The sequence below is a fragment of the Allobosea sp. 10L422 genome (genome assembly GCF_056395345.1).
In genome coordinates this window covers 1-16,921 of record NZ_JBFTJI010000021.1, presented here as the reverse complement: position 1 = coordinate 16,921, position 16,921 = coordinate 1, and the positions used below count along the sequence as shown (strand labels likewise).

General features: G+C 65.7%; 17 protein-coding genes and 1 pseudogene. 10 read left to right on the top strand and 8 right to left on the bottom strand.

All coding sequences use genetic code 11. The features are described 5' to 3' along the window. The first annotated feature begins 9 nt into the window (after window positions 1–9). From AC1DEZ_RS26260 to dnaQ, 3 genes are read left to right on the top strand one after another with little or no spacing between them, the layout of a single operon-like run. Complete coding sequence (locus tag AC1DEZ_RS26260) at window positions 10–843, top strand: shikimate dehydrogenase (RefSeq protein ID WP_476781150.1); 834 nt, start codon at window positions 10–12, stop codon at window positions 841–843. A 15-nt stretch (window positions 844–858) separates the two neighbouring features. After that, entirely contained in the window at window positions 859–1,485 is a 627-nt protein-coding gene (gene coaE, locus AC1DEZ_RS26255; RefSeq protein WP_476781149.1) for a dephospho-CoA kinase, read from the top strand. Then, window positions 1,478–2,194: a DNA polymerase III subunit epsilon gene (gene dnaQ / locus AC1DEZ_RS26250; protein WP_476781148.1), complete on the top strand. Its 717-nt coding sequence runs from the start codon at window positions 1,478–1,480 to the stop codon at window positions 2,192–2,194. The genes coaE and dnaQ overlap by 8 nt, the downstream gene beginning before the upstream one ends. A 24-nt stretch (window positions 2,195–2,218) precedes the next feature. Here the strand turns inward: dnaQ and AC1DEZ_RS26245 are convergent, their stop codons facing one another. Then, a complete protein-coding gene (locus AC1DEZ_RS26245) occupies window positions 2,219–2,965 on the bottom strand; it encodes a TerC family protein (protein WP_476781147.1) in 747 nt (248 codons plus the stop codon). 170 nt (window positions 2,966–3,135) lie between these two features. Next, window positions 3,136–3,633: a protein-export chaperone SecB gene (secB, locus tag AC1DEZ_RS26240; RefSeq protein ID WP_476781146.1), complete on the bottom strand. Its 498-nt coding sequence runs from the start codon at window positions 3,631–3,633 to the stop codon at window positions 3,136–3,138. 247 nt (window positions 3,634–3,880) lie between these two features. Between secB and AC1DEZ_RS26235 the strand changes: the two genes are divergently transcribed. The 5 genes from AC1DEZ_RS26235 to AC1DEZ_RS26215 all read left to right on the top strand — a co-directional run bounded on the left by AC1DEZ_RS26235 (window position 3,881) and on the right by AC1DEZ_RS26215 (window position 7,895). Then, window positions 3,881–4,606, top strand: coding sequence for a Tim44/TimA family putative adaptor protein (locus tag AC1DEZ_RS26235; protein ID WP_441514226.1), 726 nt, complete (start codon window positions 3,881–3,883; stop codon window positions 4,604–4,606). After that, window positions 4,603–5,769 carry a murein transglycosylase A gene (gene mltA / locus AC1DEZ_RS26230; RefSeq protein WP_476781145.1) on the top strand — a complete coding sequence of 389 codons (1,167 nt, stop codon included), beginning with the start codon at window positions 4,603–4,605 and terminating at the stop codon, window positions 5,767–5,769. The genes AC1DEZ_RS26235 and mltA overlap by 4 nt, the downstream gene beginning before the upstream one ends. Window position 5,770: 1 nt before the next feature. Further along, the gene (locus AC1DEZ_RS26225) at window positions 5,771–6,331 is read left to right on the top strand and encodes a Smr/MutS family protein (protein WP_476781144.1); all 561 of its coding nucleotides are present in this window, start codon (window positions 5,771–5,773) and stop codon (window positions 6,329–6,331) included. Beyond that, entirely contained in the window at window positions 6,328–6,702 is a 375-nt protein-coding gene (locus AC1DEZ_RS26220; protein ID WP_476781143.1) for a helix-turn-helix domain-containing protein, read from the top strand. Before AC1DEZ_RS26225 ends, AC1DEZ_RS26220 begins: the two co-directional genes overlap by 4 nt. Window positions 6,703–6,896: 194 nt before the next feature. Further along, the gene (locus tag AC1DEZ_RS26215; RefSeq protein WP_476781142.1) at window positions 6,897–7,895 is read left to right on the top strand and encodes an adenosine kinase; all 999 of its coding nucleotides are present in this window, start codon (window positions 6,897–6,899) and stop codon (window positions 7,893–7,895) included. A gap of 146 nt (window positions 7,896–8,041) precedes the next feature. On the opposite strand, the gene AC1DEZ_RS26210 is transcribed toward AC1DEZ_RS26215, so the two are convergent. From AC1DEZ_RS26210 to rpsO, 3 genes are all read right to left on the bottom strand, one after another. Then, on the bottom strand, window positions 8,042–8,677 hold the full coding sequence (locus AC1DEZ_RS26210; RefSeq protein ID WP_476781141.1) for a pyridoxamine 5'-phosphate oxidase family protein: 636 nt from the start codon (window positions 8,675–8,677) through the stop codon (window positions 8,042–8,044). 266 nt (window positions 8,678–8,943) lie between these two features. Continuing rightward, window positions 8,944–11,115, bottom strand: a complete 2,172-nt coding sequence (gene pnp / locus AC1DEZ_RS26205) for a polyribonucleotide nucleotidyltransferase (protein ID WP_476781140.1) — start codon at window positions 11,113–11,115, stop codon at window positions 8,944–8,946. Window positions 11,116–11,378: 263 nt separating this feature from the next. Then, on the bottom strand, window positions 11,379–11,648 hold the full coding sequence (gene rpsO / locus AC1DEZ_RS26200; protein ID WP_149131827.1) for a 30S ribosomal protein S15: 270 nt from the start codon (window positions 11,646–11,648) through the stop codon (window positions 11,379–11,381). Window positions 11,649–12,024: 376 nt separating this feature from the next. On the opposite strand from rpsO, the gene ligD reads away from it, so the two are divergent. Then, window positions 12,025–14,541, top strand: coding sequence for a DNA ligase D (gene ligD, locus AC1DEZ_RS26195; RefSeq protein WP_476781139.1), 2,517 nt, complete (start codon window positions 12,025–12,027; stop codon window positions 14,539–14,541). Here the strand turns inward: ligD and AC1DEZ_RS26190 are convergent. Further along, the gene (locus AC1DEZ_RS26190; protein WP_441514218.1) at window positions 14,528–14,935 is read right to left on the bottom strand and encodes a winged helix-turn-helix transcriptional regulator; all 408 of its coding nucleotides are present in this window, start codon (window positions 14,933–14,935) and stop codon (window positions 14,528–14,530) included. The genes ligD and AC1DEZ_RS26190 overlap by 14 nt on opposite strands. Before the next feature lie 124 nt (window positions 14,936–15,059). On the opposite strand from AC1DEZ_RS26190, the gene AC1DEZ_RS26185 reads away from it, so the two are divergent. After that, window positions 15,060–15,671, top strand: coding sequence for an NAD(P)-dependent oxidoreductase (locus tag AC1DEZ_RS26185; RefSeq protein WP_476781138.1), 612 nt, complete (start codon window positions 15,060–15,062; stop codon window positions 15,669–15,671). Window positions 15,672–15,755: 84 nt separating this feature from the next. On the opposite strand, the gene AC1DEZ_RS26180 is transcribed toward AC1DEZ_RS26185, so the two are convergent. Together AC1DEZ_RS26180 and AC1DEZ_RS26175 are read right to left on the bottom strand one after the other, a co-directional pair. After that, window positions 15,756–16,106, bottom strand: a complete 351-nt coding sequence (locus tag AC1DEZ_RS26180) for an Atu4866 domain-containing protein (RefSeq protein ID WP_441514216.1) — start codon at window positions 16,104–16,106, stop codon at window positions 15,756–15,758. Window positions 16,107–16,423: 317 nt separating this feature from the next. Continuing rightward, a pseudogene (locus AC1DEZ_RS26175) lies at window positions 16,424–16,921 on the bottom strand (hypothetical protein); the annotation flags it as partial.

Below are 16,921 nucleotides of genomic sequence, written 5' to 3'. Positions count from 1 at the left end.
GACTATCCCATGCCGCCTCGCTGCTTCGTTGTAGGACACCCCATCGCTCATTCGCGCTCGCCGATGATCCATGGCGAGTGGCTCCGCCACTACCGGATCGCCGGTTCGTATGAGCGTGTCGACGTCGCACCGCCCGATCTGCCCGCCTTCATCCAGCGCCTGCGCGACGGTGAATTCGCCGGCGGCAATGTCACCGTGCCGCACAAGGAAGCAGTGATGGTGCTGGTCGATGAGGTCAGCGATGCCGGCCGGGCGGTCGGCGCGGTCAACACGCTCTGGCGCGAGGGCAATCGCGTATTGGCTGATAACAGCGATGTGCCGGGCTTCCTCGCTCATCTCGATGCGACTGTGCCGGATTGGCAGGGGCGTGTCGGAACAGCACTCGTCCTGGGCGCCGGCGGGGCCGCGCGCGGCATCTGCTACGGGCTGAAGTCGCGGGGCGTCGACCACGTCGTCGTCGTCAATCGCAGCCGCGAGCGCGCAGAGGAATTGGCTGCTGCCTTGGGGCGGCCGCTTGAGACCGGAGACTGGGATCAGCGCGACCGGCTAGTCGGGCAGGCCGATCTCATCGTGAACGCGACGGCTTTGGGCATGCAGGGCAAACCGCCGCTGGAGATCGATCTCGCGGCGCTCCGGCCCGGCACCATCGTCGACGACATCGTCTATGCGCCTCTCAAGACGGCGCTCCTCGCGGAGGCCGAGAGTCGCGGCGGCATTCCGGTCGATGGTCTGGGCATGCTGCTGCATCAAGCCGTACCGGGCTTCGCTCGCTGGTTCGGCGTAACGCCGGAAGTGACGCCGGCCCTGCGCGCCCTGATCGAAGCCGATATCCTGAAGACCTGATTCGGCGGAGAGAGCATGACCTTCGTGCTGGGGCTGACGGGCTCGATCGGAATGGGGAAGTCGACGACGGCCGGGCTGTTCGTGCAGCGCGGCGTGCCGTTGCATGATGCGGATGCTGCCGTACATCGCCTGCACCGCGGCCGCGCGGCGGCACCGATCGAGGAGGCCTTCCCCGGCACATTGGTCGATGGCGTGGTCGATCGGGCGAAACTGGGCGCGGCGGTCCTCGGAAAGCCGGAAGCGCTCAAGCGGCTCGAGGCGATCATTCATCCGCTCGTGCGCGAGGAAGAGGAAAGCTTCGTCGCGCGCTGTCGCCGCGAGGGCGCGGCGCTTGCCGTCATCGACGTGCCGCTGCTGCTCGAAACCGGCGGGGAAGTGCGTTGCGACGCAGTCCTCGTCGTGACCGCGCCGGCCGAGGTTCAGCGCGAACGCGTCCTCGCCCGGCCCGGCATGAACGCGGAAAAGCTCGAGGCGATCCTTTCGCGCCAGATGCCGGATGCCGAGAAGCGCCGCCACGCCCATTTCCTTGTGGACACGGCGCGCGGGCTCGTGGCCGCGGAGCGACAGGTCGGTTCTATCCTGATGGCGCTCGCCGGCCGTCCCGGGCGCGGCGCTGCAGTGAGGTCCTCAAGCGATGCGTGAGATCGTTCTCGATACCGAAACCACCGGCGTCGAAGCCAATAATGGCGACCGCATCGTCGAGATCGGCTGCGTCGAGCTGGTCAATCACTGCCCGAGCGGCCGCACTTATCATGTCTACATCAACCCCGAGCGCTCGATGCCGGCCGGGGCGTTCAATGTCCACGGCCTCTCGGAAGAATTCCTATCGGACAAGCCCGTATTCGCCGCGGTCGCCCAGGAGTTCGCGGAATTCATCGCCGGCGCGAAGCTGGTGATCCACAACGCTGCCTTCGACGTCGGCTTCATCAACATGGAGTTCAAGCGCCTCGGCCTGCCGCCGATCGAGCAGGCATGGGTGGTCGATACCCTGTCGATGGCGCGCCGCAAGCACCCCGGCGCTTCGAACAGCCTCGATGCGCTGTGCTCGCGCTACGGCATCGACAACAGCCGCCGCACCAGGCACGGCGCCTTGCTCGACTCTGAGATCCTCGCCGAGGTGTATATCGAGCTGATCGGCGGCAAGCAGACCTCGCTGGGTCTCGGCGTCGAGGGAGTGGCGGGTCGCGGCGGGCTTGCGATGGTTGCGGCCGAGAAGCCGCAGCGCCAGCGTCCGCTTGCGCCACGCCTCGACGAAGCCGCCATCAAGGCGCATGAGGCCTTCATCCTGGGATCGCTGAAGGCCCCGCTGTGGAAGGGCTATCTCGGCATCACGGACGACGCGGCACAGTAATCCGCATCGTCCTTTCCTGGAAGGTCAGCTCTGGGCGTCCTTCCGCACCTTGCGGCGCGAAAGCATGTTGAGCGCCTCGATCAGGGCCGAAAAGGCCATAGCGGCGTAAATGTAGCCCTTCGGCACATGCACGCCGAAGCCCTCTGCGATCAGCGTACCGCCGATCATCAGCAGGAAGCCGAGCGCCAGCATCACGATGGTCGGGTTCCTGTCGATGAAGCGCGCCAGCGGATCGGCGGCGAGCAGCATCGTCAGCACGGCGACGATCACGGCGATCACCATCACTGGCACGTGCTCGGTCATGCCGACCGCAGTGATGATCGAGTCGATCGAGAAAACGAGGTCGAGCAGCAGGATCTGGAAAATCGCGCTGCCGAAGCTCAGCGTCACTGCCCGGCCGCCCCCGGCGAGGACGGAGTCGGGATCGGGATCGACCTTGTGATGGATCTCTTTCGTCGCCTTCCAGACCAGGAAGAGGCCGCCGGCGATGAGGATCAGATCGCGCCAGGAGAAGGCCTGGCCGAGTACCGAGAAGATCGGCGTGGTCAGCGTGACGATGAAGGCCACGGTGCTGAGCAGCGCAAGGCGCAGGATCAGCGCCAGGCCGATACCGATCTTGCGGCCCTTCGAGCGCTGATGTTCGGGCAGCTTGTTGGTCAGGATGGAGATGAAGATTAGGTTGTCGATGCCGAGCACGACCTCCATGGCGATCAATGCCCCGAGCGCGGCCCATACGGCGGGGTCGGCGGCAAGTGTCAGAAGGTTGTCCATCGGGTCTCCACGGATACGGAAAAGGCGGGCGTCCCTGCCGGGGCGTCCGCCGTTGCTCGTGCGACATGGAGAGGTGGCACTTGCTCTGCAAGGGCAACAATGATCCGCAACAAATGAAAAAGGGCCCCGGAAGGGCCCTTTCTTGATCCTTGTAGCGGCTCGAGCTGCCGTCAGTTGGCGGTGGCGCCGGGCTGACCCTGCAGTTCCTGCATACGCTGCTGATAGAGCGAGGCGAAGTCGATCGGCGGGATGTAGAAGGGCGGGAAGCCGCCGTTCTGGACCGCTTCCGCGACGATCTGGCGTGCGAAGGGGAAGAGCAGGCGGGCGCAATCGATCACCAGTACAGGGTGGATGTGCTCCTGCGGGATGTTCTGCAGACGAAACACGCCGGCATAGCTCAGGTCGAAGGCGAAGAGCGTCTCGCCCTTCAGTTCGGCCTTGCCTTCCAGGCGAAGCACGGTCTCATAATCGCTGTCGCCGAGCGCAGTGCTGCCGACATTGACCTGCAGCGACATCTGCGGGCCCTGTTGCGCCTCCTGCTGGGAGAGCGAGCGCGGCGCCTTGGGGTTCTCGAAGGAAAAATCCTTCGTGTACTGGACTAGGGCGTTCAGGCTGGGAGCCGCGTTCGCAGCGTCCGTGCCATTGCCGTTGGGGAGTTCGTTGGCCATCGGTCCCATCTTGTTCTGGCAGGCTGTCTCGGGAAATCCCGCGCCATTGCCGGCGTCCGGGACTGCGTCCCACATTCCGGAGCAACGCGCGCGTCGGCTATCATGGACGCTGGGCCGGCACAAGAAGTCGCCTTCACAAGGTGGGGGGTGGATGTTACGAGCCTGTCTTACCATATGACGGCTAAGGCCTGCCGCGGCTGCGCGGAAAGGCTGCAAGCAATAACGGGGAGCCGCGGGTCAGCCTTCGATGCAAAATTCCTTCGACATGACGACTCTGGTCTTCTTGGCTCTGGCCGTTTTCGTCGCCTGGAAGCTGCGTTCCGTGCTCGGTCAGAAGACCGGCAACGAGCAGCCGAAGGATCCTTTCGCGCGTCGCGAGACCCCGCCGATGCGGCCTGACCAGGCGCAGTCCCCGGACAAGCGCGACAATGTGATCCGCCTGCCGGGTGCCGCCAACGATTCCGTCGCCGCAGACCCGCCGGCCGCCGAGCGCTGGAAGGATCTCGCTCCGCCGGATTCGCCGGTCAGTGCCGGCATCGAGGCCATTATCAGGCAGGAGCCGAGCTTCGATCCGCATGCCTTCATTTCGGGCGCAAAGTCGGCCTATGAGGCGATCGTCACCGCTTTCGCGCGCGGGGACCGCAAGATGCTCAAGGGCCTGCTTGCGAAGGATGTCTATGACGGTTTCGAGCAGGCGATTACCGAGCGCGAGAAGCGCGGCGAGAAGGCGGAATCGAATTTCGTCTCGATCGACAAGGCCGATCTCGCCGCCGTCGACGTCAAGGGCAAGACCGCCCAGGTGACCATCGCCTTCATCTCGCAACTGATCAGCGTTACCCGCGATGCGCAGGGCAATGTCGTCGACGGCAGCGCCGATCAGGTCTCCGAAGTCAACGACATCTGGACCTTCTCGCGTCAGCTCGGCAGCCGCGATCCGAACTGGCTGCTGGTCGCCACCGAATCGGCCGCGTGAACCGTGCTGCGGGGATCGCGCTGGCGCTTTCCGCGGCAGTCTGCCTCCCCTCCATGACCGCTATGGCCGCTCCCTTTCCCTTGCCGGACGGCGCCCGGGCCGAGCAACGCGCCGCGCATGAGATCGATGGTTGGGCCCGGGACGATCACGCCCGGGCTTTCGCCATTTTCGCGCGCGGCTGCATGGCCGACCCGCCGCTGCGCCAGGCCGTATCTTTGCCCGACATCCTCGCCGCCGTCTGCGACAAGGCGAAGGGGCTGGCCGCCAAGGGCAATGTCGGCCGGGACCAGGCGCGCGGCTTCTTCGAACAGAATTTCAGCTTCTGGCGCATCCGGCCGGCCGGCGCTGTTACCGGCTTCACGACGGGCTATTTCGAGCCGGAGTTCGAAGGTTCGCTCAAGCGTACTGATGCCTTCCCGACACCGCTCTACGACCGACCGAAGGATCTGGTGACGCGCTTCCCGGAGGATGACTGGCCGGACCTGGAAAAGACGTTGTCCGCCGCGCGCCGCACCCAAAGGGGACTCGAACCCTTTCCGGACCGCACCGCGATCGAGACCGGCGCGCTCGACGGGCAGGGGCTGGAGATTCTCTGGCTACGCGATCCGGTCGACCGTTTCGTGCTGCAGGTGCAGGGCTCGGGCCGCGTTCGCTTGCCCGACGGTTCTGTGACGCGGCTGACCTATTCAGGTCGCAACGGCCATCCCTATACCTCGCTCGGCCGCGTTCTCAGCCAGCGCGAGGCCATTCCGCCCGAGCAGATGACCATGGACCGGCTCGTCGCTCGGCTGAAGGCCGACCCCGCCTTTGCCCGGGACCTGATCCGCCTGAACAAGTCCTTCGTCTTCTTCGCCCGCCGCGACGATCTTCCAGCGGAGAGCGGGCCGATCGGCGGCGCCGGACTACCGCTGACGCCGCTGCGCAGCATCGCCATCGATCGTACTGCTTGGCCCTATGGTCTGCCTGTCTGGATCGACACGACGATTCCGGATGGTGCTGGCGGTGACGAGCATCTCGCCCGGCTGATGATCGCGCAGGACACGGGCTCGGCCATCCTCGGCCCGGCCCGGATGGACCTCTTCGTCGGTTCCGGCCCGGCTGCCGGCCATCGCGCCGGGCTGATCCGCCATCCCGTGTCCTTCACCGTGCTCTGGCCGCGTTGACATGCGGTCACGCCGGGGCAAGACGCTGACGCAGGCCGATATCGCGCTCTGGAGACAGGTGGCGCGTTCGGTCAAGCCGCTGCCCGGTAGGGCGCCGATCGAGCCGGAGCCGGCCCCGCCTCCGGCAGTGCCTTCTCCAACCGAGACATCCGTTCTTGTCGTTGCCGTCGCCTCGGCAAGAACGTCGCCCCCGGCGGCTCCGCCGCTCGCGCCGATCGAGCGCCGCCTGCGCACGCAGCTCCGGCGTGGCCGGCAGGAGATCGAAGCATCGATCGATTTGCACGGGATGCGGCAGGACGAGGCGCATCTGGCCCTGCACGGCTTCCTGCGTCGCGAACAGGCCCGCGGCACCCGCCTGGCCCTTGTCGTCACCGGAAAGGGCGGTCCTGCACCAACCCTGTTCGGTGATGAGCGTGGCGTCCTGCGGCGCATGGTGCCGCATTGGCTCAGGCTCCCGGAGCTGCGCCCGCTGCTGCTGGGCTTCGAAGAAGCTGAGCAGCGCCATGGCGGTTCCGGCGCGCTCTATGTGCGCTTGCGGCGGCCTAGGGAGCACGGCCCGTGACGCCCTTCGGACGGCGTGTGCGTGAGCTTCGGGACCGGCGAGGCCTGACCCTTGCTCAGATGGCGGACGGCCTTGGCGTGACGCCGGCCTATCTTTCGGCGCTGGAGCACGGCAAGCGTGGTCGTCCGACCTTCACCCTGATCCAGGGCGCGATCCATGTGCTCGGCGTCATCTGGGACGAGGCGGATGAACTCGTCCGCCTCGCCGATCTCTCGCATCCGCGCGTCACCGTCGATACGGCCGGCCTCGATCCCGAGGCGACACTCTTCGCCAACCGTCTTGCCCGCGAGATCGCCGAACTCGACGGCGAGGATCTGCGTCGCCTGGCGGCGGTCCTCGACGAAGCCGCCACGCGCCGGGACAAGGGTTGAGCCGGAGCATCGGACCGACAAGCGGAATCCGCTTTTCGGGCAAATCCGATGCTTGCACAAAGGGCCGGATCGCCACTTTGCGTCCGAAAGAACACACGGCGATCTAGGCCGCTTGACCCCGCCGCGCGCGGATGCGACACGCCGAAACCTTCCTTTCCGGCACTTCGGCCGCGCAATTCCGGACAAGCCAGCTCATGACCAAGACCCGCACGGACGTCCTCGCCCTCGGCAACGCCATCGTCGATGTCCTGGCTTTGGCCGAGGAAGATTTCCTCGCCGCGCAGAAGCTGACCAAAGGCGCGATGATGCTGATCGACGAGAGCCGAGCGGAATCGCTCTACGCCGCCATGGGGCCGGCGCGCATCATCTCCGGCGGCTCGGCTGCAAACACCATCGCCGGCCTCGCTTCCTTCGGCGGCAAGGGCGCCTTCATCGGCAAGGTCAAGGCCGATGAGCTCGGCAAGCTCTACCGCCACGATCTCACCTCGCTTGGCGTCGCCTTCGATACGGCTGCGGCCGCCGACGGCCCGGCGACGGCGCGCTCCTTCATCATCGTCACACCCGATGGCGAGCGCACGATGAACACCTATCTCGGCGCCTGCCAGGGTCTCTCCGCCGCGGATGTCGATGAGAAGGCTGTCGAGAACGCCGACATCATCTATCTCGAAGGTTATCTGTGGGACCCGCCGGCGGCGAAGGAGGCTTTTCGCAAGGCTTCCGAGGTTGCGCACAGGGCGGGCGGGCGCGTCGCGATCACCCTGTCGGACTCCTTCTGTGTCGACCGCTACCGCGACGAATTCGTCGGCCTGATCCGCAACCGCATGGTCGACCTCGTCTTCGCCAATGAGCACGAGCTCAAGAGCCTCTATGAGACCTCGGATTTCGATACGGCCCTGTCCTGGCTGCGCTCCGAGAACATTATCGCGGTCGTCACCCGCTCCGAGAAGGGCGCGCTGGCGGTGACGCCGGACGGCATCATCGAGGAGCCGGTCTTCACGATCGAGCGCGTCGTCGACGCAACCGGCGCGGGCGATCTCTTTGCCGCCGGCTTCCTCTACGGCCTGACCTCCGGCCGAGAGACCCGCGACTGTCTGCGTCTTGGCGCCTTGGCAGCGGCCGAAATCATCTCGCATATCGGCGCCCGGCCGGATGTCGTCCTGAAGACGCTGGCGGGCAACGAAGGCCTGCTGTGAGCCGATAGTCCGTCATTCTCGGGCCGCGCTTTGCGCGGACCCGAGAATCGCATCTAGACAAGGCTCACTGTGCAGGCGTCCTCTCGTCCCGAGATGCTCGGCTCGAGGCCGAGCATGACGCGCGCCTGCTCCGAATACGGCACACCTCAATACAGCGTCGCCTTGACCCGCGCCGGCAGCGCCGCGTCGTAAGCCCCGCCGTCGAAGGTCTCGACCGCCGCATTGCGCGCGGTGATGTCGCGCAGGATCGTTCCGGGCGAGGGCAGGGTCCGCTTGTCGACCTGCCGATTCGGGTTCCAGAGCTCCGCCCGCACCACCGCGCGCGAGCACTGGAAGTAGACGGCCTCGACATGGACGATCATGACGCTCGCCGGCAGCTTCCCGGCCATCTCGAACGATGCGCACAACTCAGGATCGCAGGAGATCGCTGCGCGTCCGTTCACGCGCAGCGTCTCGCCGTAACCGGGGATCAGGAAGAGCATTCCGATTCGATCGTCAAACAGAATATTCTTCAATGAATCCAGACGGTTGTTTCCTTTTCGGTCGGGAATCAGGAGCGTTTTCGCGTTCCGCACCGTGACAAAGCCCGGCAGATCCCCGCGCGGCGAACAATCCAGCCCCTCCGGGCCGACCGTCGCGAGCACAAAAAACGGCGAGGCGGCGATCAGCGCTGCATAATTCTCGTCGACATGATCGATCTCCTTGAAGACCGAGGCCGGAGCGAGCGGATTGGGGTAGGCGCGAGCGAGATCGTCGAGCGAGGCGATGCGGTGGTCGGACATGCCGGTCTCCATGGATGGACATATGTCTAGACTATTGATGGCGGCGCGTCACCTTCTCGAAAGCGGGCCGTCCTTCCCCGGGCAAGGCGAAGCGGAAACCCTGGAATTGCTGGCAAGAAGAAGTGCCGCTGCTTCACGCGATGCGCGGGACAAGCCCCGGCACGACGTCGCCTCTCCCGCCTCTGCCGGACACCGACCAAAGCAAAACGCCCCGCATCGGGAGATGCGGGGCGTCTCGTTTCACGTGAATCGCGTGAGGGCGAAGCTTACTCGGCCTGCTGCTTCTCGCGGGCCTTCTCGGCGTCGCGCTCAGCCTTGAGCTTCTCGGTGATGTCTTCGCCGGTTTCCTGGTCGACGACCTTCATCGAGAGGCGGATCTTGCCGCGCTCGTCCATGCCGAGGAACTTCACCTTGACCTTGTCGCCTTCCTTGACGACGTCCTGCACCTTCTGGACCCGGCGCGAGGCGAGTTCGGAGATGTGGACGAGGCCGTCCTTGGCGCCGAAGAAGTTCACGAAGGCGCCGAACTCCATGATCTTCACCACGGTGCCGTCATAGATCATGCCCGGTTCGGCTTCCGAGACGATCGACTTGATCCACTTGATCGCGGCTTCGATCGACTTGCCGTCGGCCGAGGCGATCTTGATGGTGCCGTCATCCTCGATGTTCACCTTGGCGCCGGTCTTCTCGACGATCTCGCGGATGACCTTGCCGCCGGAGCCGATGACTTCGCGGATCTTGTCGACCGGGATCTTCATCGTCTCGATGCGCGGCGCGAACTCGCCGAGCTGGCTGCGCGAGGCGGAGAGGGCCTTCGCCATCTCGCCGAGGATGTGCTCGCGGCCGCCCTTGGCCTGATCGAGGGCGACCTTCATGATCTCCTCGGTGATGCCGGCGATCTTGATGTCCATCTGCAGCGAGGTGATGCCCTCGCCCGTGCCGGCGACCTTGAAGTCCATGTCGCCGAGATGGTCCTCGTCACCCAGGATGTCGGAGAGCACGGCGAAGCGCTTGCCTTCCAGGATGAGGCCCATCGCGATGCCCGCGACCGGAGCGCGCAGCGGCACGCCGGCATCCATCAGCGCCAGCGAGGTGCCGCAGACGGTGGCCATCGAGGAGGAGCCGTTCGACTCGGTGATCTCCGAGACGACGCGCAGGGTGTAGGGGAACTCGCCCTTGCCCGGCAGCATCGGGTGGATGGCGCGCCAGGCGAGCTTGCCGTGGCCGATCTCGCGGCGGCCGGGCGAACCCATGCGGCCGGTCTCGCCGACCGAGTAGGGCGGGAAGTTGTAATGCAGCAGGAAGGTCTCCTTGTAGGTGCCTTCCAGCGAGTCGATGAACTGCTCGTCGTCGCCGGTGCCGAGCGTGGTCACGACCAGCGCCTGGGTCTCGCCGCGGGTGAACAGCGCGGAACCATGGGTGCGCGGCAGAACGCCCGCTTCCGCGACGATCGGGCGCACGGTCTTGMCGTCGCGRCCGTCGATGCGGATGCCGTCGTCGAGGATGTTCCAGCGSACGATCTTGGCCTGSGCTTCCTTGAACTGGGCGCCGACCTTGTCCTTCGGGAAGGTGGCGACGCCGTCCGGGGTCTCCGAGACCAGCGCGGCGACGACCTTGGCCTTGACGGCGTCGACAGCCTTGTAGCGCTCGGCCTTGGCGGTGATCTTGTAGGCGGCGCGCAGCTCGGACTCGCCAACCTTCATGATCGCGTCGAGAACGGCGGAATCATCCGGCGGGGTGAAGTCGCGCGGCTCCTTGGCGGCCTTCTCGGCCAGGCGGATGATCGCCTCGATCACCGGCTGGAAATGCTTGTGGCCGAACATCACGGCGCCGAGCATGACCTCTTCCGTCAGCTCCTTGGCCTCGGACTCGACCATCATCACGGCGTCCTGCGTGCCGGCGACGACGAGATCGAGAACCGATTCCTTGGCTTCCTCGACCGTCGGGTTGAGCTTGTAGGCGCCGTCGATGTAGCCGACGCGGGCGCCGCCGATCGGGCCCATGAAGGGCACGCCGGAGAGCGTCAGCGCAGCCGAGGTGGCGACCATCGCGAGGATGTCGGGATCGTTCTCCAGATCATGCTGGAGCACGGTGATGACGACCTGCGTGTCGTTCTTGTAGCCGTCRACGAARAGCGGGCGGATCGGGCGGTCGATCAGGCGGGAGACCAGCGTCTCCTTCTCGCTCGGGCGGCCTTCGCGCTTGAAGTAGCCGCCGGGAATGCGGCCGGCCGCGAAGGTCTTTTCCTGGTAGTTGACGGTCAGGGGGAAGAAGTCGAAGCCCGGCTTCGGCTCCTTGGCCGAGACCACGGTCGCGAGCACGACGGTCTCGCCATAGGTGGCCATCACGGCGCCGTCGGCCTGGCGGGCGACCTTACCGGTTTCGAGGACGAGCTTGCGGCCGCCCCAGATCAGTTCTTCGGTTTGGATGTCGAACATGTGTTTCGTCTTTCGGTCGGGTTCGACCCGTCCGGTGCCTTCAGGCCCATGGGCAAGACGGCGGAGCACTCGGGTGGAAAAGGTTGTGCGCCCGAGCGCTCGGCGATCCTGCCATGGACGTCTGCGGCGCCCGGCGGGTCACGCGGGAGGGCCGCCCCATGCGGCCGCCGCGGCAGTGAGGCAATCCGCCCATGGCGGCATCGCCCTAAAAGGATGCCGCCCGGAGCGTGGCGCACCGGGCGGAAACGGTTTTCAGCCTTCGATCAGCGGCGGATGCCGAGCCGTTCGATCAGCGTCTTGTAGCGGGCCTCTTCCTTGCCCTTGAGGTAGTCGAGCAGCGAACGACGCTGCGAGACCAGCTTGAGCAGGCCGCGACGGGAGTGGTTGTCCTTCGCGTGCGACTTGAAGTGGCCGGTCAGGTTGTTGATGCGCTCGGTCAGGATCGCGACCTGCACTTCCGGCGAGCCGGTGTCGTTCGGCTTGGTGGCGTATTCCTGAAGCAGCGCGGTCTTGCGCTCGGCAGTGATCGACATCGGGATATCCTCTGTTTGGGTTGATCTGGCGGGCCAGGCCGGGATGTCGTCCAGCGAGGTCCGAAATCCGCGAGCCACCTCATCGCGGAGGGGTCGCGCTGCCGGCTTTTTCAGGCCGGATGCGGGCCATATACACGAAATCGGCGGAAACGCCAGCGCCGTGCGGAACAGGAGCGTCAGACGCCGGTTTGACTTGCTTATCGTCGGTCCGGAAGGCGGGATCGTGTCATGCCCATGTGCATGCGGGATCACGATATGCCGATCAGGCTCATCGCCGCGGATGGTCTGATGGCAGCGCGGCCGGTGTGGACGGGTTATCTCGAACTCTCGCTCGCTTGAAGGCGCTGTCTTCGAGGTTGTGAGGAGAGAAAAGGCGATGTCGACGCTCGATCCTTATCGCTCCAAACGCGATTTCTCTCAAACCCGTGAACCGGCGGGCGCAGCGAGCGCCGGCAAGAAATCTGCCGCGAAGGGTGGCGCCTTCGTCGTTCAGAAACATGCGGCCCGGCGCCTGCATTACGATTTTCGGCTCGAACATGGCGGCGTGCTCTGGTCCTGGGCGGTGACGCGCGGCCCGAGCCTGGATCCGGCCGAGAAGCGTCTGGCGGTTCATGTCGAGGATCACCCGCTCGAATATGGCGGCTTCGAGGGCACGATTCCCGCCGGTCAATATGGCGGCGGCTCGGTCATCGTCTGGGATGAAGGCCAATGGATTCCGGAGGGCGATCCGGCTGCCGGCATGAAGAAGGGCCACCTGGCTTTTACGCTGGAGGGCCACAAGCTGCGTGGGCGCTGGCATCTCGTTCGGCTGAAGCCCCGGCGAGGCGAGAAGCGCGACAACTGGTTGCTGATCAAGTCGGAGGACGAATTCGCCCGCACCGATGAGGACATCCTCGACACCAAGCCCGATTCGGTGAAATCCGGCCTGTCGGTCGAGCGGATCGGCATTGACGACGATCGCGGAGCCGTCTGGGACACGACAAAGCCGCCAAAGCGGGCGGCGGCCGCCGCGAAGCCTGTCCGGAAGGCGAAGCGGCCGAGCGATCGAAAGGATCTTCCCGCCTTCGTCGAGCCCTGCCTCGCAACTTTGCAGGAAAAGCCGCCAAGCGGCGAGAACTGGCTGCACGAGGTCAAGTTCGACGGCTATCGGCTGGAAGCTCGCATCGACCACGGCGACGTCCGGCTGTTGACCCGCTCCGGCCTCGACTGGACGGCCCGCTTCGCTGGGAGCCTCATTGCGGCGCTGGCCGGTCTGCCCTGCGAGGCTGCGCTGATCGACGGCGAACTTGTTGCGCTCGGCAGCAACGGCATCTCGTCCTTCTCCATGCTGCAGCAGGCGCTTTCGGAGGGAAAGACCAGCGGTCTCGTCTATTTCGCCTTCGATTTGCTTCATCTCGACGGCGAGGATCTGCGCGACGAGCCGCTGCTCGCGCGCAAGGAAAGGCTGCAGCATCTCCTGGAGGGCAGCCCGGCCGATGGGCCTCTGCGCTACAGCGAGCATTTCATCGAGCCGGGCCAGACCATGCTGAATCATGCCTGCCGCATGGGGCTGGAAGGCGTAATCTCGAAACAGGATGCGCCCTATCGCAGTGGCCGGGGGCGCGATTGGATCAAGTCGAAATGCACGCAGCGTCAGGAATTCGTGATCGCCGGCTATGTCCCCTCCCAGGCGGCGCCACGCAAGCTCGGCTCCATCGTGACGGGTTATTACGAGAAGGGGGATTTGAAGCCGGCAGGCCGCGTCGGCACTGGTTTCACCGCGAAATCCGCAGCTGCGCTGAAGGTGAAGCTCGACGGGCTCGCGACCGACAATTCGCCCTTTAAAGGCGCCGCGGGGCGCGAGCGCGGCGTTGTCTGGGTGAAGCCGGAGCTGGTGGCCGAGGTCGAGTTCCGCGCCTGGACGGCTTCGAAAACCCTGCGCCACGCCTCGTTCCTGGGCTTGCGCGAGGACAAGCCGGCGGGTGAGATCGTCGCGGAGAAGCCCGCCCAAACGGCTCCGGCGCAAACGAAGGGCGGGAAGGTTGCGCCGCCCTCTCAAAGTAGGTCGGTCGCGACCGTGGTGAAACTGTCGAACCCCGACAAGCCGCTCTGGCCGGATATCGGCTTCACCAAGGGTGATTTGCTCGCCTACTACGCCAAGGTCTGGTCGCTGATGCAGCGTTTCGTCATCGGCCGCCCGCTCAGCCTGGTGCGCGCGCCGAACGGCATCGAGGGCTCCCGCTTCTTTCAGAAACATGCCGGCCCGGGCCTGCACGAGGCCGTCAAACGGCGCCGGGATTCGGACGGCGCGGAGCTGGTCTATATCGAGGATTTCGATGGGCTCGCCGCTCTCGTCCAGCTCGGCACGGTCGAGGTCCATGTCTGGGGCGCGACCATGGACGCCATCGAGACGCCGGACCAGATCATCTTCGACCTCGATCCCGATGAGGGCGTGCCGATCGAGCGCGTGCGGGAGGCGGCGCTCACGGTGCGCCGGCATCTCGACGAACTCGGCTTCGAAAGCTTCCTGAAGGTCTCCGGTGGCAAGGGCTTCCATGTCGTGCTGCCCTTGAAGCCAAAGGCGGATTGGGAGCGCGTCAGGGGTTTCGCCCGCGATTTCGCCAAGGCGATGGAGCAGGCCGAGCCGAAGCTCTATACCGCGACGCTGTCGAAGAAGGCGCGGCGCGGCCGCATCTTCATCGACTATCTCCGCAATGGCCGCGGTGCGACCGCGATCGCCCCCTATTCGACCCGCGCCCGGCCGGGTGCGACGCTGGCGATGCCGGTCGAGTGGGATGACATCGACAAGCTGAAGCCCGATGACTTCAAGGCGGGCGACATCCTCGACGGCGCGTTGCCGCCTGATCTCTGGAGCGGCTTCTTCGCGGCGGGCAAGCCGCTTACCGGGGGATGAGCGGGATCGGAATGCGACCGCCTTCCAGCAGCTGGGAGCCGCGGTCGTATCGCTGCTGCGCTTCCTCGACCTCGCCGATATGCGCTTCGGCCCAGAGGGTGAGCTGATGCACGGTTCGCGAGAGCGTGCGCCCGAGCTCGGTCAGCGAATACTCGACTGTGACCGGCACGGTCGGAAAAACCTCGCGCCGGACGAGTCCGTCTCGCTCCAGGCTCTTCAGCGTCTGCGACAGCATCTTCTGGGAGATATTCTCGATCCGGCGCCGGAGCGCGTTGAAGCGCAACGTGCCGTCGTCGAGCGCGATCAGGATCAGAACGGCCCAGGTATCGCCGATGCGATCGAGCACGCGTCGCGTCGGACAGAGCGCCTGAAATGGATCGGGGCGTTTCAGCATGGCGGTTTCCGGGAGGTGACCATGTCGCGCGAAAGTGCCTTCTTTACGGGGCTGCGCGGCATGAGCAGATAGGTTCCAACAGGATGCAGGTATCTTTTTGATACCTCAACAAGGAGCCCCTGTCATGAAAGTTGCTTTGATCGGCGCAAGCGGATTTATCGGCTCGCGCCTGCTCGCCGAGCTGTCGTCGCGCGGCCACGCCGTCACCGCCATTGTCCGCAATCCCGAGAAGGTCGCGGCTTTGCCCGGCGTCACCGCAGTCAAGGGCGACATCTTCGACAAGGACGGGCTGGCGAAGGTCCTTGCCGGTCATGGCGCGGTGATCAGCGCGGTCCATTTCACCGCCAGCGATCCGCAGCTCCTCCTTGCCGCCGTGAAGCACTCGGGCGTGAAGCGTTATCTCGTCGTCGGCGGCGCCGGCAGCCTCGAAGTGGCGCCGGGCATCCGGCTCTATGACACGCCGGAATTTCCGGCCGCCTATCTCGACGAGGCCAAGCAGGGCGGCGTCTTCCTCGATCTGCTGAAGCGGGAGCAGGGCCTGGACTGGACCTTCCTCTCGCCTTCGGCGCTGATCCAGCCGGGTGAGCGGACCGGCAAGTTCCGGCTTGGCACCGACCAACTCCTGGTCGACGGCAGCGGCAACAGCGCGATCTCGGCGGAGGACTACGCCATCGCATTGGTCGATGAGCTGGAAAAGCACGCTCATAGCCGCCGCCGCTTCACGGTCGGCTACTGACGAGCGCTGCGAACGACTCCGAAAAAGGAAAGGGCCGCGCCTTCTCGCGAAGGCACGGCCCTATCTTAGCTGTCCGGCGTCGCGTTACGCTTTGCGGAAATGCTTCTCGCCGATGCTGAGCGTGCCGCGCTTGAGCTTGCCCAGCGCGACCCATCCGCTTTCGCCCTCGAAATAGAGCTTCGAGCGATCGACCGCATAGCGACCGCGATGCTGCGCGCCGGCTGCTGGCTTGGCCTTGTGAAACTGACCATCCGGTCTCAGGTCGATCAAGATCGACCCGTCCTCGGTCTTCCACGTGCCGATGGCGGCCTGCTCGAAGGGGGTGGGGCCGCCCCTGTCGTCGAGATCGATCTCGAGCAGGCGGGTGGGACGGCTGGCTTGGGTGAAGCCGGAGGCGAGCTGGCCGAGAGTTTGAAGAACCTGGCTGAAAGGCATGGTTTTCGTCTCCCTGTTCTGGTGACGGCTGAAACCGCTTGTCGCAGACATCCCCGTCGGGACCTGTCAGCAAGCGGCGAAGCATCTGCCGATTCCGAGGAAGGCGGCATGACGGTCGTCACAAATCTGTTTGCGATGTCGGCGTCATAAAGGGACACAAAGTCCCGGCGCCTGTCGCAGACATAGGTCGATACCGGCTCTGCGCAAGGTGCCGATGCGCAGAAAAATTCAGGATCGACGAAAAACGGCGCCCTTTCGGGCGCCGTTTCGTTTGAGGGCAGGAGGGCTGTGGGCGTCGAGGGCTCAGTCCTCCGCCCTCAGAACTCTTCCCAGCCTGCATCCTGGGCGCGGCCATTGGCGACCTTGCGCGGGGCGGGGGTGGCCTTGGACTGGGCAAAGGCGGCTTCGGCAAGCTTGCGCAGCCGCTCCGGCTCGGCCGCGGGGGCCTTGGCGGAGGCGGCCGGAGCCATGTTCGAGACCGCGACGGGCCGCACCACGGCGCGAGGGGCGGGCTTCGCCGGGCGCGCCGCGGCAGCGGCGGAAGCGACAGGCTGCGGATAGCTGGACTGCCCGACCGCCTCGCGGCCGGTGCGGAAGGTCGCGACGAGTTCGTTGAGCTGACCGATCCGGCCGGAGAGGGCGTTGGCGGAAGCCGCGCTCTGCTCGGCCAGCGCCGCGTTCTGCTGGGTCATCTCGTCGAGATGCGCCACCGCCTGGCTCATCTCGTCGATGCCGTTGGCCTGCTCGCCCGACGCCGCCGAGATGTCGGCGATGGTCGCCGCCACCTTCTGCGAGGCTTCCAGGATGCGCGCCGC

Bases quoted from the DNA above. Each gene is read 5' to 3' on its own strand.
- AC1DEZ_RS26260 (WP_476781150.1), top strand. From the start codon at position 10: ATGCCGCCTCGCTGCTTCGTTGTAGGACACCCCATCGCTCATTCGCGC.
- coaE (WP_476781149.1), top strand. From the start codon at position 859: ATGACCTTCGTGCTGGGGCTGACGGGCTCGATCGGAATGGGGAAGTCG.
- dnaQ (WP_476781148.1), top strand. From the start codon at position 1,478: ATGCGTGAGATCGTTCTCGATACCGAAACCACCGGCGTCGAAGCCAAT.
- AC1DEZ_RS26245 (WP_476781147.1), bottom strand. From the start codon at position 2,965: ATGGACAACCTTCTGACACTTGCCGCCGACCCCGCCGTATGGGCCGCG.
- secB (WP_476781146.1), bottom strand. From the start codon at position 3,633: ATGGCCAACGAACTCCCCAACGGCAATGGCACGGACGCTGCGAACGCG.
- AC1DEZ_RS26235 (WP_441514226.1), top strand. From the start codon at position 3,881: ATGCAAAATTCCTTCGACATGACGACTCTGGTCTTCTTGGCTCTGGCC.
- AC1DEZ_RS26225 (WP_476781144.1), top strand. From the start codon at position 5,771: ATGCGGTCACGCCGGGGCAAGACGCTGACGCAGGCCGATATCGCGCTC.
- AC1DEZ_RS26215 (WP_476781142.1), top strand. From the start codon at position 6,897: ATGACCAAGACCCGCACGGACGTCCTCGCCCTCGGCAACGCCATCGTC.
- AC1DEZ_RS26210 (WP_476781141.1), bottom strand. From the start codon at position 8,677: ATGTCCGACCACCGCATCGCCTCGCTCGACGATCTCGCTCGCGCCTAC.
- rpsO (WP_149131827.1), bottom strand. From the start codon at position 11,648: ATGTCGATCACTGCCGAGCGCAAGACCGCGCTGCTTCAGGAATACGCC.
- ligD (WP_476781139.1), top strand. From the start codon at position 12,025: ATGTCGACGCTCGATCCTTATCGCTCCAAACGCGATTTCTCTCAAACC.
- AC1DEZ_RS26190 (WP_441514218.1), bottom strand. From the start codon at position 14,935: ATGCTGAAACGCCCCGATCCATTTCAGGCGCTCTGTCCGACGCGACGC.
- AC1DEZ_RS26185 (WP_476781138.1), top strand. From the start codon at position 15,060: ATGAAAGTTGCTTTGATCGGCGCAAGCGGATTTATCGGCTCGCGCCTG.
- AC1DEZ_RS26180 (WP_441514216.1), bottom strand. From the start codon at position 16,106: ATGCCTTTCAGCCAGGTTCTTCAAACTCTCGGCCAGCTCGCCTCCGGC.